Here is a 26,463-nt window from a genome sequence, read left to right as displayed (position 1 = left end):
AGAAATGTCGTTAGCCTTTATCTATTCGTTATCATCGAATTCCCCCGTTCGGTGACACGCCACCCCCGTATGCAGTAGCCGGAGACCCCCCGTTTTGAGCCTCGATCCACTCTCCTCAGGCACGTCCGTGCCTGGAGCAACGGATCCTCAGGCGACCCCGGTTGCTCTCACCCGACGCGAGCTGCGTGAGCGCGAACGGGCAGCGCAGGCGGCTGTCTTCGCGGTCGGCGCGGGTGCGCGCGATCAGCCGGCGGATGCCGCGAGCACGCCGATCCCGGCGCCTGCAGCGTCGCGCGCCGAGGCCGCCGCCCCGGAGCCCGCCGCCCCTCAGCTCGCCGCTCCCGTATCCGACGCGACCGAGGCCGTCGTCGCCGGGTTCGCCGTCCCGGCCGGGGCCGCAGACGCTCCCGCCGGCAGCGCGCTCTCCGATCCGATCGCCGAGGTGCTCGCGACGCTCGCCGCCGCCGAGGCCGGGCGCATCGAGGCCGGTCAGGCGCGATCCGGCCGACGTGCCGCCCGTGCTGCGGCTGCGCCGGCATCCGTCTCGGAGACGGTCGCCGCTTCACGGGCCGCGGACGACCTCGGTGCCGACACCCCCGCCCCCGACTCCACCGTCGCCGACCTCATGGGCGCCGACTCCACCGCCGGCGGCGAGCACACGAGCACCGGTCGCCCCGCCGACGGCGCAACGGCCGGCCATGGCGCGGGGAACACCGCCGCGGGGAACACCGCGACGAGCCGGGTCGAGAACCACGTCGCCGACGCGGGCACTCACCCCGCCGGCCGATCCTCGGCCAAGGCCGCCCCTCGCCCCTCCCGCAGACGCCGGGTGGCCGCCAAGACCCTCAGCATCACCGCCATGCTCTTCGTCGGCGCGATCGCGGTCGCGACCTCCGTGCCCGCCGACGCCCTGCTCACCCCCCAAGACGTGCAGGCCCAGGCGGCCGTCGCCGCGACCGCCAAGCAGTCCACCTCCTCGGAGCCGGCCCAGCGCCTCGACGTCACGGGAACCGACAATCTCGCCGTGCAGCGCGACGGCTACGAGTCGAGCTCGGTCGCCGAGATCGCTGCGGCGACCGGCATCCGCATGGCGAGCGACTTCACCAACGACCCCAACGGCACCATCCAGTGGCCTTTCGCGGTCGGCGTGCACATCGGCGACCGCTTCGGCTACCGCGACTGCGCCGGCTGCTCGTCCGACCACAGGGGCCAGGACTTCAACCCCGGCAACGGCGCCCCCATCCAGGCGATCGCCGACGGGGTCGTGCGCTACGTCGAAGACGGCGAGGGCAGCCTCGGCGTGCACGTCATCATCGACCACATGATCGACGGCCAGCTCGTCTCGAGCGTCTACGCGCACATGCAGCACGGCTCGGTCACCGTCAAGGAGGGCGACCCGGTCAAGGTCGCCCAGGTCATCGGCAAGGTCGGCTCGACCGGTATGTCGACGGGCCCGCACCTGCACTTCGAGATCCGGCTGAACGGCACCGAGCAGGTCGACCCGCTGCCCTGGCTCTTCGCCAACACGAACTAGCTCGCGGCTCGCTCCGCTCTCGTTCAGCGTCACTCCCTCTCCCACATGCAGGAGTCTGCCGAACGACCCCATACCCACATGCGGGAGGAGGAGCGGGGAGCTACTCCTCGACGCCCAGCAGCCAGACCGTCGTGTCGGCGGGCAGGGCCGCGCCGTCCAGGTCGCTCGAGGCGAGCACGACCTCGCCGCCCGCGGGCAGCTCGACGAGCACGGAGCCCAGGTTCGCGATGACGGTGAGGTCTCCCGTGCGGAAGGCCACGACATCCCGCGGGTAGTCGGGAAGCCACTCGAGCTCGCTCCAGCCGAGCCCCAGCTCGCGGCGCACCTCGAGCGCCAGGCGGTACAGCTCGAGCGTCGAGCCGGGCACGCCGGTCTGCTCGTCGCGCGCGTACGAGGCCCACTCGCCCGGCTGCGGCAGCCAGCTCGCGGAGCTGGGGCCGAAGCCGTACGACGGCGCTGCCGACTCCCAGGGGATCGGCACGCGGCATCCGTCGCGGCCGTAGCGCTCGCCGTTGCTGCGGAACCAGGTGGGGTCTTGGCGGGCGGCGTCGGGCAGGTCGATGACCTCGGGCAGGCCGAGCTCCTCGCCCTGGTAGATGTAGGCGCTGCCGGGCAGGGCGAGCATGAGGGATGTCGCGGCACGCGCCCGGCGCAACCCCACCACGGGGTCGGGCTTGCCGGGGGTGTTCGGCCCCACGCCGTGGCCCTGCAGGTTCTCGGCCGTGAGCGCGAGACGGCTCGCGTGACGCACGACGTCGTGGTTGGAGAGCACCCAGGTGCTCGGCGCGCCCACCGTGGCGAAGGCGGCGATCGACTCGTCGATGACCTCGCGGAGGGCCCCGGCATCCCACGGTGTCTCGAGGTAGGAGAAGTTGAAGGCCTGGTGCATCTCGTCGGGGCGCACCCACCGGGCGAGCTTGGCGAGCGGCTCCACCCAGGCCTCGGCGCACAGCACCCGGTCGCCCTCGTACTCGGCGAGCACTTCGTGCCAGTCGCGGTAGATCTCGTGCACGCCGTCCTGCGCCCAGTACGGCGGCAGCGGCGGCTCCTTCGAGCTGATCTGAGGCTCGAGCTCGGCGCCGCCCGAGAGGTCGGGGATTCCGCCGCCCATACTGCCGCCCTCGGCGGGCGGCGTGTAGTCGGGCAGGCCCTCCGCTTTGATGAGGCCGTGCGCGACATCCACCCGGAAACCGTCGACGCCGCGGTCGAGCCAGAAGCGCAGCACGCCGCGGAACTGCTCGCGCACCCACTCGTTGTTCCAGTCGAAGTCGGGCTGCGAGACGTCGAAGAGGTGCAGGTACCACTGACCGGGGGTGCCGTCGGGGCGGGTCACCCTGGTCCAGGCGGGGCCGCCGAAGACGGACTCCCAGTTGTTGGGCGGCAGCTCGCCGCTCCCGCCGCGGCCGTCGCGGAACATGTACCGGGCGCGCTCGGCGCTGCCCTCCGGTGCCGCGAGGGCCTCCTGGAACCAGACGTGGTCGCTCGAGGAGTGGTTGGGCACGAGGTCGACGATCACCCGGATGCCGAGATCGTGGGCGGCGGCCAGCATCCTGTCGAAGTCGGCGAGGGTGCCGAAGATCGGGTCGACGTCGCAGTAGTCGGCGACGTCGTAGCCGGCGTCGTGCTGAGGGGAGGTGAAGAACGGCGACAGCCAGATCGCGTCGATGCCGAGATGCGCGAGTGCGGGCAGACGGTGGGTGATGCCCTCCAGATCGCCGAGCCCGTCGCCGTTGCCGTCGGCGAAGGAGCGCGGGTAGATCTGATAGATCACGGCCGTGCGCCACCATTCGTCGCCCGTGATGACGGCGTCGAGCGTCTCGGTCTCCGTCTCGGTGGGCGCGTCGTAGTCGGGGATGTCCTCGATCGTCATGTGCGCCACGTTACGGCATCCCCCGAAACCCCCCTTTCTCCTTTTCTCAAAACGACGGAAATTCTGAGGAAAACGGGAGAGGAAGAGGGTGTTGAGCGCTCACACAGTGCACAAGTCCGTCGTTTTGAGTGGGGCGGTGGCTGCCTTGCACGCGCTAGGTTGAGTTGCATCGCCGAGCAGCGCCGTCGGGCGGCCCCGTTCGGCACTGCCGTGGGGCCGCCGCCGGGGCCGTCGTCGAGGCCGTCGTCGAGTTCGCCCCGAGTTCGCCGCCGAGCCGATCCGCACCGTCCTCCAGTCGTCAGGAGCCCCATGCACCACGCCTCGCTCGACCACATCGACCCCCTGCTGCCGCACCACGACGGATCGGAGCTGTACGTCTCCGATCAGGCCCCCGTGCTCGGCGGCCTCGTGCGCGTGCGGCTGCGCACCCCGGAGCGGATCGGCGCGGTGCGCTCCGTGCACACCCGATCGAATCCCGACCACGAGCCGCGTTTCGCCGTGGCATCCCTCATCGCCTCCGTCGACGGCTGGCAGTGGTGGGAGGCGGAGATCGAGGTCGAGAACCCCGTGCACCGCTACCGCTTCCACGTGATGCTCGAGAACGAGGTGCAGCTCTGGGTCAACGCGACGGGAACGCACACGACCGAGACGCGCGACGTCGACGACTTCGTGCTCGCCGCCTACCCGGCCGCACCGGAGTGGGCGCGCTCGAGCGTGCTCTACCAGGTGTTCCCCGACCGGTTCGCGCGCTCGGCGGCGGCCGACGCGCATCCGACCCCCGACTGGGCGATCGCCGCCGAGTGGGGCGACCCCGTCGACGTCATCCCGCCGGGCCGGTCGCAGCAGTTCTACGGCGGCGACCTCGACGGCGTGCGCGAGCACCTCGACCACCTGGAGCGGCTCGGGGCGAACCTGCTCTACCTCACGCCGGTGTTCCCCGCCCGGTCGAACCACCGCTACGACGCGTCGAGCTTCACCGAGGTCGACCCTCTGCTGGGTGGCGACGACGCCCTCGTGCGCCTCGTCGAGGCCGCCCACGAGCGCGGGCTGAAGGTCATCGGCGACCTCACGACGAACCACTGCGGCGACGGTCACGAGTGGTTCCGCGCGGCCTACGGAGACCCGGATGCCCCGGAGAGCGAGTTCTTCTACTGGCTCGACGACGCCCACACCCAGTACGTCTCCTGGCTCGGAGTGCCCAGCCTGCCCAAGTTCAACTGGAACTCCCGCGAGCTGCGCCGTCGCTTCATCGACGGCCCCGACTCGGTGGTGGCGCGCTGGCTCGGCGCCCCCTACTCGCTCGACGGCTGGCGCATCGACGTCTCCAACATGACCGGCCGCTACCTCGATGAGGATCTCAACCGCGAGGTGCGCCAGACCATCCGCCGCACGATGATCGCCGTCAACCCGAACACGATCCTGCTCGGCGAGTCGACCAACGACCCCGCCGGCGACTTCGACGGCGACGCCTGGCACGGCGCCATGACCTACGCGAACTTCACCCGCCCGGTGTGGAGCTGGCTGTCGGAGCCCGGCTCGCGCGCGGAGGGCGGCATCGGCTTCGCGTTGAGCGCCGTTCCCGCCTTCACGGGCGCACAGCTGCTCGAGGCGCACCGGGCCTTCGCTGCGGGGCTGCCGTGGCGCACCCGGCTCTCCACCATGAACGCGCTCGACACGCACGACACCCCGCGGTTCCTCACGAGCGCTCTGCCGGGTGCCGTGCCCGTCGCGTTCGGGCTCGCGGCGACGCTGCCCGGCATCCCCGTCATCTTCGCGGGCGACGAGTTCGGCCTCACGGGGGAGGACGGCGAGGCGTCGCGCACGCCGCTTCCCTGGGCGGATGTCGCGGCATCCGCGTCGACGATCGAGCTGTACTCGCGCACCATCGCCGTGCGGCGCTCCCATCCGGCACTGAACGGCGGCGGCATCCGCTGGCTGCACGCGAGCGACGACGTGCTCGTCTTCGTGCGCGAGAGCGCCGAGGAGAGCGTGCTCGTCGTGGCCGCGCGGGCCGCCTTCTCGGTCGTGCTGCCGGCCGGCTCGGTCGCGCTCGGCACGGAGGGCGGCAGGGTCGCGGGTGACGGTGTGCGTGCGGGCTCGGCTGCCGCCGCAGGCCCGGGCGTGGGCAGCCTCGCCGTCGACGAGCACGGCAGACTGACGGCGGATGCCGACACCCGCCTCATCGGCGACGCACTCCTCGCACTCGCCGAGCCGCACCGCCCCCTGCTCGCCGCCGCGGACGACGCCCCCGCCTCGCCCGCCCTGCGCCTCACGGGCGAGGGCCCGTCGTTCACGGCCTGGTCGCTGCCCGGCGTCACGCTGCCCCCGTTCGCGCCCGAGGGCACCATCCTCGCCCTCGCCTGAGTCGCCCTGTCTCCCCTCTGCGCGCCGCCGCGAGTCGCGCCAAATCGTTCGTTCTGCGCGGGTGAGCAACGGTTTGGCGCGACTCGCGACGGGATGCGGAGGCGGCGGCGACCGCGGGCGTCATGCGGTTCGGGAGGCCTCGTCGCAGATGCTATTCTCTACTGGTGCCAAAATGCGCCCGCGTGCGGGGCAGATGGTCACGCCCCCTTAGCTCATTGGTAGAGCACTTCCTTGGTAAGGAAGAGGTAGTGGGTCCGATTCCCACAGGGGGCTCCGGCTTCCGTATTGAATAGGTACGTCGGTCGCGGCGGGGTAGCTCAGGTGGTTAGAGCACACGGCTCATAATCGTGGTGTCGCGGGTTCAAGTCCCGCTCCCGCTACAGAATGCACGAGGATGCACAAGGTCGTCACGCCTGACATTGAGCTCGTGAGTGTTGGCCTTGTCGTTTCGGCCTGGCTTTCCGGCGCACTGCCGGGATGCTCGTGGCGTTCGCGGTCTGCCGCCGCGCACCTCGACGGGCGGACGCTGCTGCAGGGCCACCCGGCCGCCGAGGCGGTCGCCGTTCCCTAGGGTAGTTGGGGTATGAGCTGGGGCGACTGACAGGCGCCGCACGACCGAGCGATGCTCAGCCTTTCAGACCGCCGCTCAGCACATCGAGCCGCCAGTAGCGCTGCAACACGAGGAACAGGATGATGAGCGGCACGATCGACACGAGCGAGCCGGTGATCACGAGTGTGTAGAGCGATGCTGCGCCGGCCCCGCGGTTGAGCAGGGAGAACAGGCCCACTGTGAGCGGGAACATCCCCTCTTTCGAGAGCATGATGTAGGGCAGCATGAAGTTGTTCCAGATCGCGACGAACTGCAACAGGAAAACCGTGATGAGCCCGGGCAGCATAAGCCTCAGGCCCACGCTCCAGAACAGCCGGTACTCGCCCGCGCCGTCGATGCGGCCGGCCTCGAGGATCTCGGTCGGCACCGATCCGGCTGCGAAGATGCGGCACAGGTAGATGGAGAAGGGGTTGATGAGCGAGGGCAGCAGCACAGACCAGTAGGTGCCGGTCATGTTCAGATTCGAGAGCAGCAGATACTGCGGGATGGCCAGTGCGATCTGCGGGATGAGCACACCGGCGAGGATGAGCTTGAAGATGGTCTCGCGGCCCCGGAAGCGGTATTTCGCCAAGGCATAGCCCGCCGCCGCCGAGACGAACACCGACACCAGCGCGCCCACGCCGGCGAACAGGAGGGTGTTGAGCGTCCAGCGCACGAACACGCCGTCGTTGTAGGCGAACAGCGCCTGGATGTTCTCTGCGAACCCGCCGCTGAAACTGGGGCTGAACGAGAAGGTGCTGAACAGCTCGCCCGGCGTCTTCGTCGAGGCGATGGCGATCCACGAGACCGGCAGCACGCAGTAGAGCGCGCCGAGCACGAGCACGATGGTCGGTATGACACCGCCGCGGCCGCCGAGACGCGATCGTCGGGCTCGGGGCAGGTCGCGGGCCGGTGGCAGAGTGCGAGTGAGGAGTGCCATCAGTCATCTCCTCGCTGCCGCCGCGTGACGCGCATAACACCCATCGAGACCCCGAAGGTCAGCAGCGCGATGAGCACCGATTCCGCGGCTGCGAGATAGGTGTTGTTGAGTACGAAGGCATCGGTGTAGATCTTCATCATGGGCATCCAGGAGTTGGTGATCGCGTGGGAGATCGAGCTGAGCGCAGTGGGTTCGTTATAGACCTGGATCGTCGCGATGAGCGCGAAGATCATCGTCAGCACCAGGGCGGGGGCGATGAGAGGGAGCTTGATGCGGAGGGCTATCCGAAGCTCCGATGCCCCGTCGATGCGCGCGGCCTCGTAGATCTCGCTGGGGATGGAGCGCAGGGCGGTGTACAGGATGATCATGTTGAACCCGGTGCCGCCCCAGATGGCGATGTTCGCCGTGGAGAAGAGCACTGCGCCCGATCCGAGGAAGTCGGGCCCCGGCAGGCCGAGGGCCTCGAACACCTGATGGATGGGGCTCACGTCGGGCAGGTAGATGAAGCCCCACATCAGCGACGCGATGATACCCGGCACCGCGTAGGGCAGGAAGATCAGGATGCGCCAGACCGACCGCAGGCGGGTCTTGGCGTAGTCGAGCAGCAGCGCGAAGAGCACCGCGAGCACGAACATCACGCCCACGACGATGACACCGTAGAGGACCATACGGCCCATACCCTCCCAGAACACCGGGTCGGTGAGCGCGGCGACATAGTTGTCGAGGCCGACGAACTGCTCCTTGCGTGCCCCGAGAAGCCCGCCCCCCGCGGCCGTGTTGGCCCGGAAGCTGAGCCACAGGGAGTAGCCGATCGGAATCAGCATAAAGGCGGCGAGCAGCAGCAGGGCGGGGGCGAGCAGCACGTAGGCTGTGCGCCCGCCCCCGTTCCCTCGAGTTCTGTTGGACATCATTCGACGACCGGGTAGCCCTGTTCTTCGAGATCGCTGCGACTGGAGTCCTGAATGCCCGCGAGGGTGTCGGCGAGACTCGTGCCCTGTTCGATGGCGGTGGAGAACGCGTCCTGCATGGTCGAGAAGGTGAAGTTCACGTTCGGCGCCCACTGGAACCCTTGAGCGTTCGCGGCGGCGGTTCCGGCCAACTGCCAGAAGTCGGTCTGCCCCTCGAGGATGGCAGGCGAGCTGGTGGTCGAGGCGTACTCCTGGCCTGCGATGGCTGCCGGGTAGAGGCCCGCGACGTCGACGAGCTCCTTCAGCCCTTCCGGATCGGTGTAGAGCCAGGTGAGGAACTCCTCGGCCTGGGCGCTGTGTGTGGAAGATGCGGCGACCGCGGAGGACGAGCCGCCCCAGTATCCCGTGACCTCGTCGCCCTCGCTCCACTGGGGAAGCGCCACCGCACGCCAGTCCCCGGCGGTATCGGGGGCGATGCCCTCGATGACTCCGGCGCCCCACACCGGCGCGATCCAGGCGAGGATGTTCCCGCCCGCCATGGCCGAGTTCCATTCGGCGGAGTAGGTGGGTGAGGTGCTCAGCAGGCCCTGTGAGAGCAGGTCGCCCCAGTATCCGGCGACTTTTGTGGTGGGGGCGTCGTCGATGTCGACGACCCAGGAGTCGTCCTCGGTCGACCACCACTGCGCGCCGGCCTGTTGCGACAGTCCCGCGAACCAGCCGGGGTAGGTCGCGTCGAACGACGACACGTAGCTGGCGGGGTCTGCGTCGTGGATCTCCTTGGCCTCGGCGGCGAACTGCTCCCAGGTGGTGGGTACGTCGAGACCGAGCTCCTCGAAGCGGTCGGCGCGGACATACATCATGAGCGGTCCGATGTCGCCGGGAATCGCGTAGGTGGCGCCGCCGAAGCTCACCTGGTCCCATGCGCTCTGAGCCATGTCGTCGACGAGCGGCGCGGTGGTGTCGCTGATGTCGGCGACGATCTCGTTCGAGATGAGGATGGGCAGCGACTGGTACTCCACCTGCATCATGTCGGGCAGGTTGCCGGCTTTGGCCGCCGTGACGATGCGCGTGACGAGGTCATCGCCTTCCGCGAGTCGGTCGACGGCGACCTGGATGTCGGGATGCTCCTTGTTCCAGACGTCGACGACGTCTTCGATGTTCGTCATCCAGGTCCAATAGTTCAGCGTCACGGGGCCGGACTCGCTGGAGTCGGTGTCGCCTCCGTCGGCCGAGCATCCGCTCATCAGCAGGGCCGCCGCTGTGAGGGTCGCGGCCGCAACGAGTCCTTTTCGGTGCGCCGCGACAGTGCGCCGCTTCCGGGGTGTTTTCATGAGTTCCTCTTTTCTCGGTGGGTCAGGGTGTCGTGTGTTGTTCTGAGGTCGGTGTCTCTGGGTTCGCGGTCGTGTCGGTGCCTGCATAGCTCAGCCCGTATCCGCATCGGAAGAGCGGAGAGGCGGTGTCGAACGGCACGTCGGTGCGGCTCTCGACGACGGCCGCCATCGAGCCCGGCAGGTCGAAGGGCAGTCGGCCTTCGGGACTCGCCTCGCCGAACAGCACGGGCACGAGCGCCGCATGCGAGGCGCCGAAGTCGGCGAGAACGGCTGAGGCGATGTCGGCGAGCGGTCCGAGCACGGGTGGGCGATCCATGTACACGACGAGAACGACGGGAAGGAGCTCGGCGAGCACCCGCACTCTCTCGACGACGTCGGCGGGGAACTCCAGCGAGCCGGTGTGGAATCCGGCGGCGAGACCGTCGCGCGTATCGAACGGAGTGTGCAGGCGCAGCACGGCGACATCGGCGTCCTCGGGCGAGGAGACCACGGTCGCGCGATCGGCGAGCGCCGCGGCGGGGATCCCCTCGGCATAGACGGCGATGCCCGGCGCGAGCGGGAGTGTCGCGTTGCGAGGCATCGGAGCGGATGCCTCGACCGCTGCGCTCGCACGGACATCCTCGGTGTTCTTCAGCAGGGTGAGCGAGCGGCGCTGTGCGTCGAGCCCTGCCGCTACGAACTCGGGCGAACCCACCACGCGATCGGCGTACGCGGGGTCGAGGTAGGGGTGATCGAACAGACCCAGAGTGAACTTCTCGCGCAGGATGCGCCGTACCGACAGATCGATGCGGGCCTCACTCAGTCGTCCCTGGGCGACCAGACCGAGAATGAGGTCGGTGCGGTATTCGCCGCCGAACTGGTCTGCGCCCGCGTTGAGAACCTTGAGCACCCGTTCCTCTTCGGTGAGATGCTCAACGCCCCACGCACGCGCGGAGGTTTCGTCGCCCACGGCCAGGTGATCGGTGATGAGGCTCCAGTCGGTGCAGACGATGCCGTCGAAGCCCAGACGCTCGCGAAGGATTCCGGTGATCACTGAACGGTTGAAGCCGAAGCCGACCTCCTCGTAGTCGGTGCCGACGGGCATTCCGTAGTACGGCATCACCTGCGAGGCGCCTGCCTCGAGTGCGGCGATGAAGGGTTTCAGGTGCGTCTCGAATGCGTCGCCCGGGTAGATCTGCTCCCTGCCGTAGGGGAAGTGCGGGTCCTGCCCGTCGAGCTGGGGCCCTCCGCCTGGGAAGTGTTTGATCATGGCCGCGACCGAGTCGCCACCGAGGTGCTCGCCTTGCAGCCCTCGAACATAGGCGCGGGCGAATCGGCTGACGAGGTCGACGTCTTCACCGAACGTGGTGAAGATCCGCGGCCATCGGTACTCGGTCGCCAGATCGAGCTGGGGGTGCAGTGCGACGGTGAGCCCGACGGCCCGGTATTCCTGGCGCACGATGTCCGCGAATCGCTCCACGAGGGCGTCATCGCCGATGGCGGCGAGGCCGAGGGTCTCGGGCCACTGGGAGAAGAAGCCCGCGGGCGACTCGCTCTCGGGGTTGCCGGTGAGGGCGTTCCGGGGGTCGGTGGTGACCGGGTGGCGTGTGTCAGTAGAGAAAGTGACCGGGATGCCCAGGGGACGTTCGAGCGCGACCCGCTGCACCGCGTTGTGCCACTCGACGAACTCCCGCGGGGTTGCAGTGCTGCCGAGCAGTCCGTAGTGGGTGATGTGCTGGTCGAGCAGTGTTCTGCGCAGCGGAGGCAGCCCGAACTCGGCGTTGCCGACGTCGATCGGCTCGAGGGTGCCCATGGGGTGGAAGAGAGCGCCGGCTTTCTCTGCGAGCGAGAGCCGGCTGAGCAGATCGTCGACGCGCTTGTCGATCGCGATCGTCTCGTCTTGGTAGGGGAAGAGCGTGTGGGATGTCATCGGTCTCCAGCTGATGCGAGGTCGGTGGGGCCGCCGGTTGCCGGTGCGAGCACCAGCGCGGCGAGTGGGTCGAGCGACAGAAAGCGGTCTGCGTCGAGAACGAGGGGGCGGCCGGTCAGCAGGTCGACCGCAGGGTCGGCGTCGATCGGGTCGCCGGCGGCGTACCGTGCGAGCAATCGGGCCAACGTGGGGGATCCGGCGGCGGCGGCGATGAGGTCGAGGGCGACGGATGTCTCGGTGTGGTTGATGACGAAGACGGCGTCGCCGCGCGCCGCGACCTCGATGCCCCTCGGCAGGCACACGATGCTCACGTCCGCCGCCGCCAGCGCGGCTGCCAGCACCTCCGCGAGCGGACCCCTGTCGCTCGTGGCGCCGGCGTCGTGACCGGACTCGGTCCCGGCAACCAGCTCGGTGCCGATGTACCACGCCTGGCCTGTGCCGTACCGGTGTCGCGCGACCGCGACGCATCCCGCGAGCGGGCCGGACATGTAGCTCGCGAGCGTCTCGGCACCGTCGCTGCGCGTGCGTTCGCCGAGCACGGTGGCGCGTGCGTTCGCGGTCGAGGGAGCTGCGTCGTACGGGTCGGATGGCGCGGCACGAAGCTCGGCGGAGAAGCTCAGCTCGGCGCCTTCGACCGGCAGGGGAACCCATTCCTCGGCGGAGACTCCGAGCACGTGGCGCAGGAGTGCGGGTGTGCGACCCTGCCAGAGTGCGCCGAGCCGGTCGGCGATTCCGCAGAACGGACCCCACACGAGTACGCCGCCGCCCGCCACGAACTCGTCGAGCGTGGTCGCGAGTTCGGGCTCGAGCACATACAGGCTCGGTGCGATGACGGCGTCATATCCGCTGAGATCACGGGGATCCGAGACCACGTCGACGGTCACGCCGAGGGTCCACAGCGCGCGATGCCAGTGCCGAAGCGTCTCGAGGGGTTCGAGTCGGTCTGTCGGCATGGCCTCCTGGGTCGCGGCCCACCATGACGTCCAGTCCCAGAGCAGCGCCACCCGCGAGGGCTCGACGCGTGTTCCCGCGATCTCGCGCAGCATCCGCAGATCCTGCCCGAGCGCTCTGACACCCCGATGCACCGCGGTGTCGGGACCTGCCGAGGGCAGCATCGCGGAGTGGAACCGCTCCGGCCCGGTGCGCGCTTGGCGCCACTGGAAGAAGCAGGCCGCATCGCAGCCGTGCGCAACCGCCTGCAGTACCTCGGTGCGCAGTCGCGCAGGCGATTTGGTGGCGTTGTGGGGCCGCCAGCTCACGGCGCTCGTGGCCTGCTCCATGCGCATCCACGAACCCCCGTTCGCCAGGCCGCGCATCAGGTGGTCGGTGAGTGCGGCGTCGCTCGCGGAGTGCGGGTCGGCAGGGTCGGGGTAGGCGTCGTCGGCGATGATGTCGAGCTCGGCGGCCCAGCTCGCGTAGTCGGTGCCCGCGAAGAATCCCATGAGGTTCGTGGTGATCGGGCGATCGGTGTCGAATCGGCGGATGGTGTCGCGCTGCTCGCGGTAGAGGTCGAGCAGCGCATCGGAACTGAACCGCCGGAAGTCGAGGTCGTGCGCGGGATTGCGATGGTAGGGCATCGCCCGCGGAGGGAGGATCTCGCTCCAATCGCTGTATCGCTGACTCCAGACATCCGAGCCCCAGGCCGCGTTGAGCGCGTCGATCGAGCCGTAAGCCGTTCGGAGCCAACCGCGGAAGGCCTCGGCGGAGCGGTCGCAGTAGCAGCGCTCGCCGTACTCGTTGCCTGCGTGCCAGAGACGTACTGCCGGGTGCGTCGCGTAGCGTTGCGCGAGCCGCTCGGCGATCGTCCGCGCGGCCTCGCGGTACTCGGGTGAGGAGGGGCAGAAGTGGCTGCGGGCTCCGTATCCGAGCACAACGCCCTCGGCAGTGACGGGGAGGGTCGAGGGATGCAGGTGCCCGAGCCACGGCGGAGGCGATGCGACCGGTGTCGCGAGGTCGACGGCGATCCCGGCATCGGCCAGAAGGTCGAGCACCTCGTCGAGCCAGGTGAAGTCGTATCGGCCGGGCTGGGGTTCGAGCCTGCTCCAGCTGAAGACGCCCACCGTCACGAGGGAGACTCCCGCCTCGGCCATGAGCCGTACGTCGTCGCGCCACACCTCGGGGCTCCACTGCTCGGGGTTGTAGTCGCCGCCATAGGCGATGCCGAGTTCTTGGGTGAGCTGACGGAGACCACGCATCATCCACGATCCTTCCTCGCATCATCGAAGCGCTTCGATACAACGTGGGTTACTGTACATGTGGGCTGCGTGATTGTCCACCTCACCTGGCACACTGATCTCTGCACCCTGGATGACCTCGGCGTCACCTCACGACCTCGGGCTGCGGCAGCGAAGAATTGGAGCATGCATGGCAACGATCGCCGATGTGGCACGGGTTGCCGGCGTCTCGCTCTCCACGGTGAGCTACGCGCTCTCGGGAAAGCGGCCGATCTCGCCGGAGACCCGCAGGCGCATCCAGAGCGCTGTCGCCGAGCTCGGCTATCGTCCACACGCGGGTGCGCGAGCGCTCGCCTCCGCGCAGACGCGCACCATCGGCCTTATGGCGCCGTTGCGCGCGGGTGTCGACCTCAATGTCGTGATGCAGTTCGTCTCGGGCATCGCCGCCACTGCGCACTCCCATGAGTACGATGTGCTTCTCGTCACTCACGGCGACGAGTCGGATGTCGCCCGGGTGACCTCCGGATCCATGGTGGATGCGCTCGTCGTCATGGATGTCGAGGCCGACGACCCCCGCCTGAGACAGCTGCGCAACCTGGAGCAGCCGGTGGTGCTCATCGGCCTTCCCGGCGACACCGAGGGTCTCTCCTGCATCGACTTCGATTTCGGGCGCGCCGGTGCACTCGGCGCCCAGCACCTGATCGATCTCGGGCATCGCGAGATCGCGCTGCTCGGAGCTCCTCCCGAGGTGCTTGCGCGGCACACCTCGTACGCGGAGCGCATGAACTCGGCATTTGCGCAGGTGGCCGTCGCGGCCGGGGTCGGCTATCGGGAGCTCTCGGTTCCGAGCTCGATGGTCGGCGCTCAGGCGGCCGTCGCTGAGCTGCTCGGCTCTGCGTCGGCAGTGACGGGTGTGCTGGTGCACAACGAGATCGCGCTTCCGCACATCGTCGCAGGCCTCGTGGGAGCCGGGCGCAGCATCCCCGACGACATCTCTGTCATCGCGGTCGGGCCGGAGAACGTCGCGTTGTCGCTGCCGCGGCCGCTCACGAGCATCGATCTGCCCGCCGAGCGCATCGGCCGCATCGCGGTCGAGATGGTGCTCGCTCAGCTCAGCGACGAGGGCAAGTCATCCGAGGTGCGGCTGCTCGGCCCCACCCTCACCGACCGTGGCACAACGGTCGCCCCGCGCACGACCTGACCGAGCGGGCCGAAGCCCCGTCCGACTTGCTCCACTATGGTTTGCGCTCTACCATCAATCGAAGCGCTTCGATGATGGCGTGCGGTCGAAAGGGATGGGTGTGAAGTTCACCGACGGATTCTGGGTTCTGCGGCCGGGCGTTGTTGCCGAGTACGCGCACGAGGCCTACGACATCGATCAGCGCGACGGCACGCTTGTCGTCACCGCGCCGACCGCCCGCATCCGGGGTCGCGGTGACACGCTCAACCAGCCATTGCTCACCGTGACGCTGAGCTCGCCGCTCGAGGGCGTGGTGCGGGTGCGTATCGAACACCACACGGGAACCCGGCCGTCGCCCGGATTCCGCCTCCCCGGTGCGCGCAATGGCGAGGGGTCGATCGCCTTCGCCGACGCGACCGGCACTCCCGGCGGTGCGACTCTCACCACCGGCGCTCTCACCGCCCGCATCAGTGCCGGCGCACCCTGGCGCCTCGACTTCGAGCACAACGGCCGGCGGCTCACCGGCTCCGGTCACAAATCCGTCGGCTACATCACACTGGCCGATGGGGCGTCGGTCAGCGCGGAGCCCGCCGGTGTCGCCGGCTACACCCGCACGGGTCTGGCTCCTGCGAAACACTACGTTCACGAGCAACTCGACCTCGAGGTGGGCGAGACCGTCTACGGTCTGGGCGAGCGCTTCGGCCCCTTCGTCAAGAACGGGCAGTCGGTCGACATCTGGAACGCCGACGGCGGAACGAGCTCCGAGCTCTCGTACAAGAACATCCCGTTCTATGTGTCGAGCCGGGGCTACGGCGTTTTCGTCAACCACCCTGAGCACGTCTCGTTCGAGGTGGGCTCGGAGTCGGTCGAACGTGTGCAGTTTTCGACGGCGGGCGAGGCGCTCGAGTACTTCGTGATCGACGGGCCGACCCCGCAAGACGTGCTCGAGCGCTACACGGAGCTCACCGGCCGTCCGCCCCGCGTACCGGCGTGGTCGTTCGGCCTGTGGCTGTCGACGTCGTTCACCACCGATTACGACGAAGCCACCCTGACGACATTCGTCGACGGCATGGCCGAGCGCGGCATCCCGCTCTCGGTGTTCCACTTCGACTGCTTCTGGATGCGCGAGTTCAACTGGACAGACGGCATCTGGGATGCCCGGGTCTTTCCCCATCCCGAGCAGATGCTCGCGCGTCTGCACGACAAAGGTCTCCGCGTCTCGGTGTGGCTGAATCCTTACATAGCCCAGCGGGGGGCACTGTTCGAGGAGGCGAGGACGCAGGGCTTCCTCGTCGCGCGCGCCGACGGGTCTGTGTGGCAGTGGGACTGGTGGCAGGCAGGAATGGCGCTGGTCGACTTCACGAACCCGGATGCGCGGCGGTGGTTCCAAGACCTCGTGCGTCGCCTGCTGCGACAGGGTGTCGACGCCATCAAGACGGATTTCGGCGAGCGTATCCCGCTCGATGTGGTGTGGCACGACGGCTCCGCGCCCGAGACCATGCACAACCTCTACACCCAGCTCTACAACGAGGCCGTGTTCGAGGTGCTCCGCGAGGAGCGTGGCGAGGGTGAGGCCGTGCTGTTCGCACGCTCAGCGACCGCCGGCGGTCAGGCGATGCCCGTGCACTGGGGTGGCGACAACTATGCGTCCTTCCGGTCGATGGCCGAGAGTCTGCGCGGAGGTCTCTCGCTCGCGGCGTCGGGCTTCGGCTATTGGAGTCACGACATCGGAGGCTTCGAGGGAACACCGGACCCCGCGGTGTTCAAACGCTGGGTGGCGTTCGGGCTGCTCTCATCTCATTCGAGGCTCCACGGGTCGACCTCGTATCGGGTGCCGTGGGAGTTCGACGACGAGGCCGTTGAGATCACTCGCCGGTTTGCCGAGCTGAAGCTGTCGCTCATGCCGTATCTCTACGCGGCGGCGGGTCAGACGTCCGATCGGGGCGTGCCGATGATGCGCCCGATGTTCCTCGCCTTTCCGGCAGACCCGGCGGTCGCCTACCTCGATCGCCAATACATGCTGGGGGACGACATCCTGGTGGCACCGGTCTTCACTGAGTCGGGAGAGGTGACGTTCTACCTTCCGGAGGGCACCTGGACGTCGTTGCTCACGGGTGAGCGGGTGCAGGGTGGTCGTTGGGTCACCGAGACGCACGGCTTCGACAGCCTGCCGCTCTATGTGCGGCAGGGAGCCGTGATCCCGCGGGGCACCCGCGCCGACCGAGCGGACTACGACTTCCGGGCCGATGTCGAGCTTCACGTCTATCCGGGTCGAGTGCGCGTCGAGTCCATTCGTCTCACCGCCCCAGACGGCTCGTCCGAGCTCATCACCGTGACGGTGGACGCGTCGGGCGCAACGGTCGCCACGCGAGCCGATGGCACCCCCGTGCCCGTGCGGATGGTCTGATATACGAGGTGGCGGGAGCTCCGGCTGCTGCAGTGCGAGTCGCCACGGATGGCACGAGCCCGACGCCATGTCTTCGTGTCTGCCGATCCGGGCCTGCCGGTCGCCTCGTGGATCGCGCTAGTGGAAGACCACACGCTCGGCGGGCGCTGCCGGCTCGTGTGCGGGCTCGGCGGTGGTCGCTGAACGCAGCGCCCCGAAGGCGCGCTCCAGATCGGCGATGAGGTCGGGCTCGTCCTCGATGCCGATCGAGAGGCGCACGAGGCCGGGGTGGATGCCGAGCTGCTCCCGCTGCTGCTCGGAGAGGTGGGCGTGGGAGGTGCTGCCGGGGTGCAGGATCAACGACCGCACATCGCCCATGTGCGACATCCTGCTGAACAGCTCGACGGAGTCGACCACGGTGCGTGCGTCGTCGACTCCTCCGCGCAGGGTGAAGCCGAAGACCGAGCCCGTTCCTCGCGGGTAGTCCCTGACGGCGATCGGGTACGACGGGTTGGAGGGGAGCCCGGGATAGTCGACCGAGAGCACCTCGGGCTGCTGCTCGAGCCAGCTCGCCACGGCGAGCGCGTTGCGGCAGTGCCGTTCGATACGGAGCGAGAGCGTCTCCAGCCCCTGCTGCAGCAGAAAGGCGTTGAAGGGCGAGAGCGTGGGGCCGAAGCGGCCCGCGATGATGGTGCGGGTGTACTCGAGGTAGGCCTTCGCACCGAAGCGCTCGACGTAGCTCGGGCTTCCCGGGCCGCCGGCGGGCGCGGAGAACTGCGGGAACCTCTGCGGGTGCCGGCCCCAGTCGAAGGTGCCGCCGTCGACCACCACGCCGGCCAGCGAGGCGCCGTGCCCGCTCAGGAACTTGCTCGCCGAGTGCACCACGATGTTCGCGCCGTGCTCGATCGGCCTGATCAGGTAGGGGGTCGACGCCGTGCTGTCGACCACGAACGGCAGGCCCTGCTCGCGGGCGAACCCGGCGATCAGGTCGAGGTCGATGAGGTCGTTCTTGGGGTTCGGGATGGTCTCGCCGTAGACCGCTCGGGTGTTGGGGCGCACGCGCCGCCGCCACTCCGCGAGGTCGTGGGGGTCTGAGACGAACTCGACCTCGATGCCCAGGCGGGCGAAGTTCTCGCGGAACAGCGTCTTCGAGCCCTCGTAGAGGCTCGGCGTGGAGAGGAAGTGGTCGCCCGACTGCAGGATGCCGAGCAGCGCGACGGTGATCGCGGCCTGGCCGCTGCCCACCAGGAGGGAGTCGACGCCGCGCTCGAGGGCGGTCAGCTTCGCCTCGACGGCCGTGTTCGTGGGGTTGCCGTAGCGCGTGTAGACCAGGCCGCCGTCCTCTCCGGCGAACCTCTCCTGCGCATGGTCGAAGGAGTCGAAGAGGAAGCCGGCGGTCAGGTAGATCGGGGTGATCCGCGCCCCGAAGTCGCCGTCGACGATCTCGCCGGCGTGCACCTGCTCGGTGCCGAATCCGAAGTTGCCCTCGCCGTAGGGCTGCTGGGTCGTGGTCATTGACGTCTCTCGTGCTCCCTCTCGATTCCGCAACGGTACGGGCGATCCCCTTCCGGAGCCAGCCGGCCATTCACACAACGACACATTCGACCCGAGAGGCCGCGTCTCGATGAGACTGGGGGGATGTCACGACTGCAGCACTTCGGATGGTTCTTCGGTCGCGGCTTCGGCCCGCAGGGCTGGGGCCGCCCCGACTATCGCTGGAACTACGCCTGGCAGCGCCCCGAGATCTACCAGCAGGCGGTGCGCGAGCTCGAGCAGGCCGGCTTCGACCTGCTCATCATCGAGGACGCCCTGTCGCTCGGCTCTCCCGAGACGCTGAACCTGCGGGTGAACACCGCGTACGGCGGCCCGAAGCACGACCCGCTGATGCTCACGCCCTACCTCTTCGCCGCCACAACGCACCTCGGCGTCACGCCGACCGTGAACGCGGGCGCCACTCCTCCGTACCTGGCCGCGCGCCAGTTCGCGACCCTGCAGCACCTCAGCGGCAACCGCTTCGGAGCCAACGTCGTGACCGACGTGAAGAGCGCACGCCACTTCGGCCTGCCCGAGCTCGGCCACGATGCCGCCTACGACCGCGCCGAGGAGTGGCTCGACGTCGTGCGGCGGCTCTGGCACAGCTGGGGCGAGGGCGCCTATCTCGCCGACGTCGAGACCGGGCAGTTCGCGGATGCCTCGAAGCTCGACGCCTTCCAGCACCGTGGCGAGTATTTCAGCCTCGACGGCCCGCTCAACGCCATCCCGTTCGACGAGCGCAGCGGCGACCCCGTGATCGTCTCGCCGGGCGGATCCGGCCGCGGACTGGCGTTCGCCGGCCACCAGTCCGACGTGCAGCTGGCGCTCGCGCCTCTCGACGCGGCGAGCGTGCGGGCCTATCGGCAGAAGATCCACGACTCCGCCGTGGCGCATGGCCGGCTGCCCTCCGACATCGCGGTGCTCTTCGTGATCAAGCCCGAGATCGTGGCCAGCGAGGAGGAGGTCGACCGTGTCGTGCGCGCCTCCGAGCATCCCGCCGACGAGGTGCTCGTCGAGGTCCTGGCGGCGCAGTCCAGCGACCTCGAGACCGATCTGACCGTGCTCGACCTCGATCGGCCCATCGGCCCCGGCGTCTTCGGCCAGCACGTCTCGCAGGGGACGATCAACAACCTCGTCGGCCGCGATGGCGACCTCGAGACCGACACCCTGCGGCAGATCGCCACCCGCAAGGCGCGCAAGGGCAGGCTCGCCGACGGCAGCGGCTTCGTGGGCACCGCGGGCCAGTTCGCCGACTTCGTGGAGGGGCTCGGCGAGTCGGCCGACAACGACGGCTTCATCATCAACGGCGACCTGCACCCCGTGACGGTGCATCGGATGCTCGACCAGGTCGTTCCCGAGCTGCGCCGCCGCGGCATCCTGCGCGACTCGTTCGGCGGGGGAGGCCTGCGCGCGAACCTGCGCGACTTCTGATCCCCGGCTCTCTCGGGCCCCTCACCGCACTCGATCAGCTGTTCGTCGCGGGGACCGCGCGGTCGCACGACCGTCGAGCCGGCGAACGTCGGGAGGTCGGAGCCGGCGCCCGAGCGTTCAGGCCGAGACGAGGTGATCGAAGCGGCGCAGGATGAGACCCTCGCGCAGAGCCCACGGGCAGATCTGCAGCGCATCCACGCCGAGCCCCTCCATGGCCGCCTCGGCCACGATCGCTCCGGCGAGCAGCTGCCGCGCCCGTGCGGGGGAGACACCGGGCAGGGCGGCGCGGTCGTCCGACGACATGGCGGCGAGCCGGGAGGCCCACAGCGTCAGATCGGCGAGGCGCAGCTCGCGGCGCACGAACACCCCGGCCGAGCTGGGCGCGGCGCCCGTGATGCGGGCCAGCGAACGGAAGGTCTTCGAGGTTCCCGTCACGAGCGTCGGCGCCACGTGCGCGCGCAGCTGCGCCACGGGCTCGGCGAGCACGGAGCGGACATGCCGGCGCGCGTCGCGCACGCTCGTGGCGGTGGGCGGGTCGCCCACGAGCAGCTCGCGGGTGAGGCGCGCGGCGCCGAGAGGCACGGATGCCGCGACATCCGGCTGCTCGTCGGCGCCCAGCGCGAGCTCGAAGGAGCCGCCGCCGATGTCGAGGTTGAGCACCGTTCCGGAGCCCCAGCCGAACCACCGCCGCACCGCGAGGAAGGTGACCGCCGACTCCTCCTCGCCGCTGAGCTCGACGAGCAGGGTTCCCGTCTCGGCGTGCACCCGCTCGAGCACGGCCTCGCCGTTGGTCGACTCGCGAATGGCGGATGTCGCGAACGCGAGCACGTCCTCCGCCTCGTGCTGCTCGGCGAAGGCCCGGGCCTCCCGCACGAACTCGACGAGCTCGTGCTGCCCGCGCTCGGTGATGTTGCCGGCGTCGTCGAGATGGGCGACGAGCTGCAGGGGGCGCTTGTGCGAGGCGAAGGGGATCGGCCGTGCGCCGGGGTGCGCGTCGACGAGCAGGAGGTGAACAGTGTTGGAACCGATGTCGAGTACGCCGAGCCGCATCCCTCGAATGTATCCCGATCCATCGCGAGCGCTCGCACCCCGTGCCTAAACTGTTGATATGTCCTCATTTGTGACGATCGAGCTCGGCGGCGACGACGGCAGCGGCGGCGGCGAGGGTCGCGACGGCGAGATCCTGACCGCCTACCGGAGCGAGCCGACGGGGGAGATCCGCGGAGCGCTCATCCTGATCCACGAGATCTGGGGCCTCGTCGAGCACATCCGGCAGGTGGCCGACCGCTACGCGGCGCAGGGCTACCTCGTGATCGCCCCCGACCTGCTGAGCGGCGTGGGCATCACCCCCGACGCCGGGCTCGAGCTCATGGCCCTCATGAGCGAGCCCGACGAGGAGAAGAGGCTCGCCGCCCAGCCACGGCTGCGCGAGAGCTTCGCGCCCGCCTATGCTCCCGAATACGGGGAGTGGGCCACGGCCGCCCTCGGCCGGGTCGTGGACTACCTCGTCGAGCAGCCGGGTGTGCAGGGGCGCATCGGCGTTCTCGGCTTCTGCTTCGGCGGAACCTACGGCTTCGCGCTCGCGGCGGCCGACACGCGGGTGCGGGTGGCCGTGCCGTTCTACGGTCAGGCTCCCGAGGCCGATCGGATCGCCGGCATCCACTGCCCCGTGCTGGCCTTCTACGGCGGGCAGGACGAACGGCTCATGACGGCGCTGCCCGAGGTGGAGCGCGAGATGGCCGCCGCCGGCGTCGACTTCACGGCCACCGTCTACCCGGACGCCGGCCACGCCTTCTTCAACGACACCGGCTCGCGCTACGACGCGGACGCCGCTGCGGACTCCTGGGCGCGTTCGACGGAGTTCCTGGCGCGCGCGCTCGCCGGCTGACGCGGTCGACCTCCTGTCCTGCCGGCGCGCGGGTCCGCGCGGTGGTGCGCCGCCGATCCTGCGAGCCCGGATCGACACGCCTCCCCTGCCCGAGCGGCGGAGCTGATGCGGCTCGGCCGCCCGCGAGGCGATCCGGGTGCGGTCGCTGCACGGGCTGCCGTCGTCGCCGCTCGCGACCCCACCGCCTTAAGATGAGGGGGTGAGTGTGAACCCAGACATCCAGGGGCGCGTCTTCCCGCCGACGGAGCCGTATCTCGTCGGGCGCGAGAAGATCCGCGAGTTCGCGCGGGCCGTCTTCGCCACGAGCCCGATCAACACCGACGTGGACGCCGCCCGCGCGGCCGGCCACTCCGACCTCGTCGCCCCGCCGACGTTCCCCATCGTGGTCACCGAGCGCACCCTCGAGCAGCTGCTCGCAGAGCCCGATGCGGGCATCGACTTCAGCCGGGTCGTGCACGGCGAGCAGCGCTTCAGCTACACCCGTCCCGTCGTCGCGGGCGACGAGCTGACCGCGACGCTCACCGTCACGAGCGTCAAGTCGCTCGGCGGCAACTCGATGGTCACGGCGGAGTCGCAGATCGTCGACGCCGACGGAGAGCACGTCGTGACCGCGACATCCACCCTCGTCGTCAGGGGGGACGCATGAGCGACTTCGACGTGCAGAACCTCGAGGTGGGCGAGACCGTGGCCGCGGGCGCCTTCGAGCTCGAGCGCGACTCGCTCGTGCGCTACGCGGGCGCCTCGGGCGACTTCAACCCCATCCACTACCGCGACGACGTCGCCGCCTCGGTCGGCCTGCCCGGAGTGCTCGCCCACGGCATGCTCACGATGGGCCTCGCCGTGCAGCCCGTCGTCGACTGGCTCGGCGACCCCGCGCGCATCCTCGACTACCAGGTGCGGTTCACGCGGCCCGTGGTCGTCGATCCGGTGGCCGGCGCGAGCATCCTCGTGACGGCGAAGATCGCGCAGTTCGACGTCGAGGCGCGCACCGCCCGCGTCGATCTCACCGTGATCTGCAACGACGAGACGGTGCTCGGCAAGGCCCAGGTGCGCGTCGACCTCGCATGACCTCAGCGCTTTCCGAACTCACGACCCTGAGGGTCGGCGGCCCGCCCGCCCGGCTCGTCGAGGTGCGCACGCAGACCGACCTCGTCGAGGTGGTTCGCGCGGTGTGGGCCACGGATGAGCCGTGGTTCCTGCTCGGCGGAGGCTCCAACACGGTCGCCGCCGACGAGGGCTTCCCCGGCACGGTCGTGCGGGTGGCCACGCGCGGCATCGAGCGCGTCCCGGGCGCCGCGCCCGGGAGGGTGCGCTTGCGGGTGCAGGCCGGCGAACCGTGGGACGAGGTCGTCGCCACGGCCGTCGCCGAGGGCCTGGCCGGCATCGAAGCGCTCTCCGGCATCCCCGGATCGACGGGCGCCGCCCCCGTGCAGAACATCGGGGCCTACGGCCAGGAGCTGTCGTCGGTGCTCGCGGCCGTCGACTTCCTCGACGCCGAGAGCGGCGAGGTGGTGCGGCTGACGGCCGCGGAGCTCGAGCTCGGCTACCGCAGCTCGGCCCTCAAGAACGGCCGCAGGGGCGTGGTGCTCGCCGTCGAGCTCGACCTCGCCACGGCAGACGACTCGGCTCAGGATGTCGCAGGCCGCCTGCCCCTCGGAGCCCCCGTCGCCTACGCGCAGCTCGCCAACGCCCTCGGCGTTCCGCTGGGCGCGCGCGTGCCGATCGTGGAGGTGCGTCGGGCCGTGCTCGCCCTCCGCGCCTCGAAGGGCATGGTGCTCGACCCCGCAGACCCCGACTCGGTGAGCGCCGGGTCGTTCTTCACCAACCCGATCGTGAACGAGCACTTCGCCCGCACCCTCCCCTCCGACGCCCCGCGGTGGCCCGTCGGCGAGCCGAACGGGGCACCGCTCGTGACCTCGCTCGAGGATGTCGAGCGGGGTGCGGAGCTCGCACTCCCGTGGCTCGGGCAGCCGGCATCCGCCTCGGTGAAGCTCAGCGCGGCGTGGCTGATCGAGCGGGCGGGGATCTCGCGCGGCTTCCGTCTGCCGGGGTCGACGGCCGCGATCTCGAGCAAGCACACGCTCGCGATCGTCACCTCGGGAACGGCGTCGGCGTCGGCGTCGGATGTCGCCGAGCTCGCCCGTTTTGTGCAGAGCCGCGTGCAGTCGGAGTTCGGTGTCATCCTGCAGCCCGAGCCCGTGCTCCTCGGCGTCTTCCTCTAGCCGCCTTCCCGCGCCCGCTCGACTCGCTCGGGCCTCCTCGCTCACCTCCGGGCCCCGCACCCCCTCTCTCCCTCCTCCCCCCACTCAAAACGACGGACTTTTCCGCCTTTTCCGGGCTTCCCGCGCCTTTTCGGGCCATTGCGGGCAGAATCTCCGTCGTTGTGGGTCACGGGGCGGGAAATGAAATACGGGCACGGGCCCACAGGCACTATGCGCGGCACGTCCGGCACTTGACAATAAGACGCGATATATCGTAAGTTGCGTGAACGCGATATATCGCGAATTGCGGATGTCGCGACATCCAGTGTCGGCCGCATGCGACATGATGGAGCGGAGCGTGTGAACACTGTCCACATACGCGAGCGACCGAGCAGTCCGTCGAGCGGCGCGAGCCGGCCGGCATCGAGGAATCCAGGGAGAGTGCACATGATCCACGCCAGAGGACTGGCCAGAACGTTCGACACCAAACGCGGGCGCGAGAAGGTGGCCGTGAAGGCGGTCGCCGGTGTCGACATCGATGTCGAGGAGGGCGAGATCGTCGGCTTCCTCGGCCCGAACGGGGCGGGCAAGACCACGACCCTGAGAATGCTCACGACCCTGCTCAAGCCCACGGAGGGCACGGCGACGGTCGCGGGCTACGACCTCGCGGCCGACCCCGTCAAGGTGCGCAGCAGCATCGGCTACGTCTCGCAGAGCGGCTCGACCTCGGGCGAGGCGCGGGCCGGGGAAGAGATCATGGACCACGGCATGCTCTACGGCATCAGCCGGCAGCAGGCCGAGCGGCGGGGCAGGGAGCTCTTCGAGCAGCTCGACCTCGACGGCATGTGGACGCGGGCTCCGCGCACCCTCTCGGGCGGCCAGCGCCGCCGCCTCGACATCGCCATGGGTCTCGTGCACGACCCGAAGCTCGTCTTCCTCGACGAGCCGACCACGGGCCTCGACCCGCAGGCGCGCGCCAACCTCTGGACGCACATCTCCGATCTGCGCACCCAGCGCGGTGCGACCGTCTTCCTCACGACGCACTACCTCGACGAGGCCGACGCGCTGTGCGACCGCATCCTCGTGATCGACCACGGCTCGATCGTCGCGAGCGACACGCCCGAGGCGCTCAAGAGCCAGGTGGCGGGCGACCTCATCGAGCTCGTGCTCACCGACGCCGCCCACGTCACCACGGCTGCGGCGCAGCTCACAGCCCTCGCCGGAGGCACGGCGGCGGATGTCGCCGAGCTCACCGTGAGCGTGCGCGTGCCCCGCGCGGGCACGGTGCTGCCCGGGCTCCTGCGCTCGCTCGACTCGGCGGGGGTGGCCCTCGAGCAGATCGAGGTGCGCCGCCCCACGCTCGACGACGTGTTCCTCACCATGACCGGCCGTTCGCTGCGCGACGAAGCCGCAGCCTGAGATCCGACGACAGCGACAGGAGACCTTCATGACCTTCTTCCACGACACCGGCATCGTCTTCCGCAGGCAGATGCGGATGAACCTGCGCAACCCCGCCTGGGTGATCATCGGGCTCGCCCAGCCGATCCTCTACCTCGTGCTCTTCGGCCCGCTGCTCGAACCGCTCGCGGCCCAGATCGGCACCGACAACGCCTACACCTTCTTCGTGCCCGGGCTGCTCGTGCAGCTCGGCCTCTTCGGGGCGCTCTTCGCGGGCTTCGGGCTCGTCTCCGAGTGGCGCGAGGGCGTCATCGAGGCGGAGCGGGTGACCCCCGCGAGCCGCACCGCCCTGCTGTTCGGCCGCATCCTGCGCGATGTCGTGCTGCTCTTCGTGCAGGGCGTCGTGCTCATCGCGCTCGGCTTCGCCTTCGGCCTGCGCGGCTCGATCGCCGGCATGCTCTTCGGCCTGGTGCTCGTGCTGCTCGTGGGCGCGGCGTGTGCCGCGGCATCCAACGCCCTCGCCCTCACGACGAAGAGCGAAGACGTGATGGCGCCGATCCTCAACAGCATCGCGCTGCCCGTGCTGCTGCTCTCGGGCATCCTGCTGCCGATCAGCACGGCGACGGGTGCTCCCGAGTGGCTCGCGGTCGTGAGCGACTTCATGCCCACGAAGTACGTCGTCAACGCCGTGCGCGACTTCTTCGCGGGCGACTTCGGCACGGTCACGGTGCTCTGGGGTGTGCTCTGGACGCTCGTGCTCTTCGTCGTCGGCCTCTGGGTCGGCACCCGCACCTTCCGCAAAGAAAACGCCTAGCCGCCCATCCCGC

Annotated in this window: 20 protein-coding genes and 2 tRNA genes; 14 read left to right on the top strand and 8 right to left on the bottom strand. The window is 69.5% G+C overall.

Annotated features, from left to right (window positions below):
* The first annotated feature begins 127 nt into the window (after positions 1–127).
* Positions 128–1,534, top strand: a complete 1,407-nt coding sequence (locus tag CLV54_RS18155) for a M23 family metallopeptidase (RefSeq protein ID WP_100345875.1) — start codon at positions 128–130, stop codon at positions 1,532–1,534.
* Positions 1,535–1,634: 100 nt separating this feature from the next.
* On the opposite strand, the gene CLV54_RS15515 is transcribed toward CLV54_RS18155, so the two are convergent.
* Positions 1,635–3,404, bottom strand: coding sequence for a glycoside hydrolase family 13 protein (locus tag CLV54_RS15515; protein ID WP_100345874.1), 1,770 nt, complete (start codon positions 3,402–3,404; stop codon positions 1,635–1,637).
* A 309-nt stretch (positions 3,405–3,713) separates the two neighbouring features.
* Between CLV54_RS15515 and CLV54_RS15510 the strand changes: the two genes are divergently transcribed.
* From CLV54_RS15510 to CLV54_RS17615, 4 genes are all read left to right on the top strand, one after another.
* Positions 3,714–5,768 carry a glycoside hydrolase family 13 protein gene (locus tag CLV54_RS15510; RefSeq protein ID WP_211294571.1) on the top strand — a complete coding sequence of 685 codons (2,055 nt, stop codon included), beginning with the start codon at positions 3,714–3,716 and terminating at the stop codon, positions 5,766–5,768.
* Positions 5,769–5,969: 201 nt separating this feature from the next.
* Positions 5,970–6,041 (top strand) — tRNA-Thr (locus CLV54_RS15505).
* Positions 6,042–6,074: 33 nt separating this feature from the next.
* Positions 6,075–6,148, top strand: a tRNA-Met gene (locus CLV54_RS15500).
* Between the two features lie 14 nt (positions 6,149–6,162).
* Positions 6,163–6,339, top strand: coding sequence for a hypothetical protein (locus CLV54_RS17615; RefSeq protein WP_157803019.1), 177 nt, complete (start codon positions 6,163–6,165; stop codon positions 6,337–6,339).
* Positions 6,340–6,394: 55 nt separating this feature from the next.
* Here CLV54_RS17615 and CLV54_RS15495 read toward each other — a convergent pair whose 3' ends face one another.
* Genes CLV54_RS15495 through CLV54_RS15475 form a run of 5 tightly spaced genes read right to left on the bottom strand, consistent with a single transcriptional unit; the run spans position 6,395 to position 13,643 of the window.
* Complete coding sequence (locus CLV54_RS15495) at positions 6,395–7,297, bottom strand: carbohydrate ABC transporter permease (protein ID WP_100345873.1); 903 nt, start codon at positions 7,295–7,297, stop codon at positions 6,395–6,397.
* A complete protein-coding gene (locus CLV54_RS15490) occupies positions 7,297–8,208 on the bottom strand; it encodes a carbohydrate ABC transporter permease (protein WP_100345872.1) in 912 nt (303 codons plus the stop codon). Before CLV54_RS15490 ends, CLV54_RS15495 begins: the two co-directional genes overlap by 1 nt.
* Positions 8,205–9,536, bottom strand: a complete 1,332-nt coding sequence (locus CLV54_RS15485; RefSeq protein WP_157803018.1) for an ABC transporter substrate-binding protein — start codon at positions 9,534–9,536, stop codon at positions 8,205–8,207. The genes CLV54_RS15490 and CLV54_RS15485 overlap by 4 nt, the downstream gene beginning before the upstream one ends.
* A 22-nt stretch (positions 9,537–9,558) precedes the next feature.
* Positions 9,559–11,445, bottom strand: a complete 1,887-nt coding sequence (locus tag CLV54_RS15480; protein ID WP_100345870.1) for a glycoside hydrolase family 3 protein — start codon at positions 11,443–11,445, stop codon at positions 9,559–9,561.
* Entirely contained in the window at positions 11,442–13,643 is a 2,202-nt protein-coding gene (locus tag CLV54_RS15475) for a beta-galactosidase (protein WP_100345869.1), read from the bottom strand. The genes CLV54_RS15480 and CLV54_RS15475 overlap by 4 nt, the downstream gene beginning before the upstream one ends.
* 166 nt (positions 13,644–13,809) lie before the next feature.
* On the opposite strand from CLV54_RS15475, the gene CLV54_RS15470 reads away from it, so the two are divergent.
* On the top strand, positions 13,810–14,820 hold the full coding sequence (locus tag CLV54_RS15470) for a LacI family DNA-binding transcriptional regulator (protein ID WP_100345868.1): 1,011 nt from the start codon (positions 13,810–13,812) through the stop codon (positions 14,818–14,820).
* A 100-nt stretch (positions 14,821–14,920) separates the two neighbouring features.
* Positions 14,921–17,206 carry an alpha-xylosidase gene (gene yicI / locus CLV54_RS15465; protein WP_100345929.1) on the top strand — a complete coding sequence of 762 codons (2,286 nt, stop codon included), beginning with the start codon at positions 14,921–14,923 and terminating at the stop codon, positions 17,204–17,206.
* 117 nt (positions 17,207–17,323) lie between these two features.
* On the opposite strand, the gene CLV54_RS15460 is transcribed toward yicI, so the two are convergent.
* Positions 17,324–18,700: an O-acetylhomoserine aminocarboxypropyltransferase/cysteine synthase family protein gene (locus CLV54_RS15460; RefSeq protein ID WP_100345867.1), complete on the bottom strand. Its 1,377-nt coding sequence runs from the start codon at positions 18,698–18,700 to the stop codon at positions 17,324–17,326.
* 123 nt (positions 18,701–18,823) lie between these two features.
* Between CLV54_RS15460 and CLV54_RS15455 the strand changes: the two genes are divergently transcribed.
* Positions 18,824–20,149 carry an LLM class flavin-dependent oxidoreductase gene (locus CLV54_RS15455; protein ID WP_100345866.1) on the top strand — a complete coding sequence of 442 codons (1,326 nt, stop codon included), beginning with the start codon at positions 18,824–18,826 and terminating at the stop codon, positions 20,147–20,149.
* A 117-nt stretch (positions 20,150–20,266) separates the two neighbouring features.
* On the opposite strand, the gene CLV54_RS15450 is transcribed toward CLV54_RS15455, so the two are convergent.
* Positions 20,267–21,199 carry a Ppx/GppA phosphatase family protein gene (locus CLV54_RS15450; RefSeq protein ID WP_100345865.1) on the bottom strand — a complete coding sequence of 311 codons (933 nt, stop codon included), beginning with the start codon at positions 21,197–21,199 and terminating at the stop codon, positions 20,267–20,269.
* 58 nt (positions 21,200–21,257) lie between these two features.
* Between CLV54_RS15450 and CLV54_RS15445 the strand changes: the two genes are divergently transcribed.
* From CLV54_RS15445 to CLV54_RS15420, 6 genes are all read left to right on the top strand, one after another.
* Positions 21,258–22,037, top strand: coding sequence for a dienelactone hydrolase family protein (locus CLV54_RS15445; RefSeq protein ID WP_100345864.1), 780 nt, complete (start codon positions 21,258–21,260; stop codon positions 22,035–22,037).
* A gap of 199 nt (positions 22,038–22,236) precedes the next feature.
* Entirely contained in the window at positions 22,237–22,683 is a 447-nt protein-coding gene (locus tag CLV54_RS15440; protein ID WP_100345863.1) for a MaoC family dehydratase N-terminal domain-containing protein, read from the top strand.
* Complete coding sequence (locus CLV54_RS15435; protein ID WP_100345862.1) at positions 22,680–23,105, top strand: MaoC family dehydratase; 426 nt, start codon at positions 22,680–22,682, stop codon at positions 23,103–23,105. The genes CLV54_RS15440 and CLV54_RS15435 overlap by 4 nt, the downstream gene beginning before the upstream one ends.
* Positions 23,102–24,259, top strand: a complete 1,158-nt coding sequence (locus CLV54_RS15430) for a UDP-N-acetylmuramate dehydrogenase (RefSeq protein ID WP_100345861.1) — start codon at positions 23,102–23,104, stop codon at positions 24,257–24,259. Before CLV54_RS15435 ends, CLV54_RS15430 begins: the two co-directional genes overlap by 4 nt.
* Before the next feature lie 426 nt (positions 24,260–24,685).
* Positions 24,686–25,657, top strand: a complete 972-nt coding sequence (locus CLV54_RS15425; protein WP_100345860.1) for an ATP-binding cassette domain-containing protein — start codon at positions 24,686–24,688, stop codon at positions 25,655–25,657.
* Positions 25,658–25,685: 28 nt separating this feature from the next.
* Complete coding sequence (locus CLV54_RS15420) at positions 25,686–26,450, top strand: ABC transporter permease (RefSeq protein WP_100345859.1); 765 nt, start codon at positions 25,686–25,688, stop codon at positions 26,448–26,450.
* Positions 26,451–26,463: the final 13 nt, after the last annotated feature.

The organism is Compostimonas suwonensis, from assembly GCF_002797855.1.
In the GTDB taxonomy this organism is placed as follows: domain Bacteria; phylum Actinomycetota; class Actinomycetes; order Actinomycetales; family Microbacteriaceae; genus Compostimonas; species Compostimonas suwonensis.
This window is presented reverse-complemented; position numbering and strand designations above follow the sequence as displayed.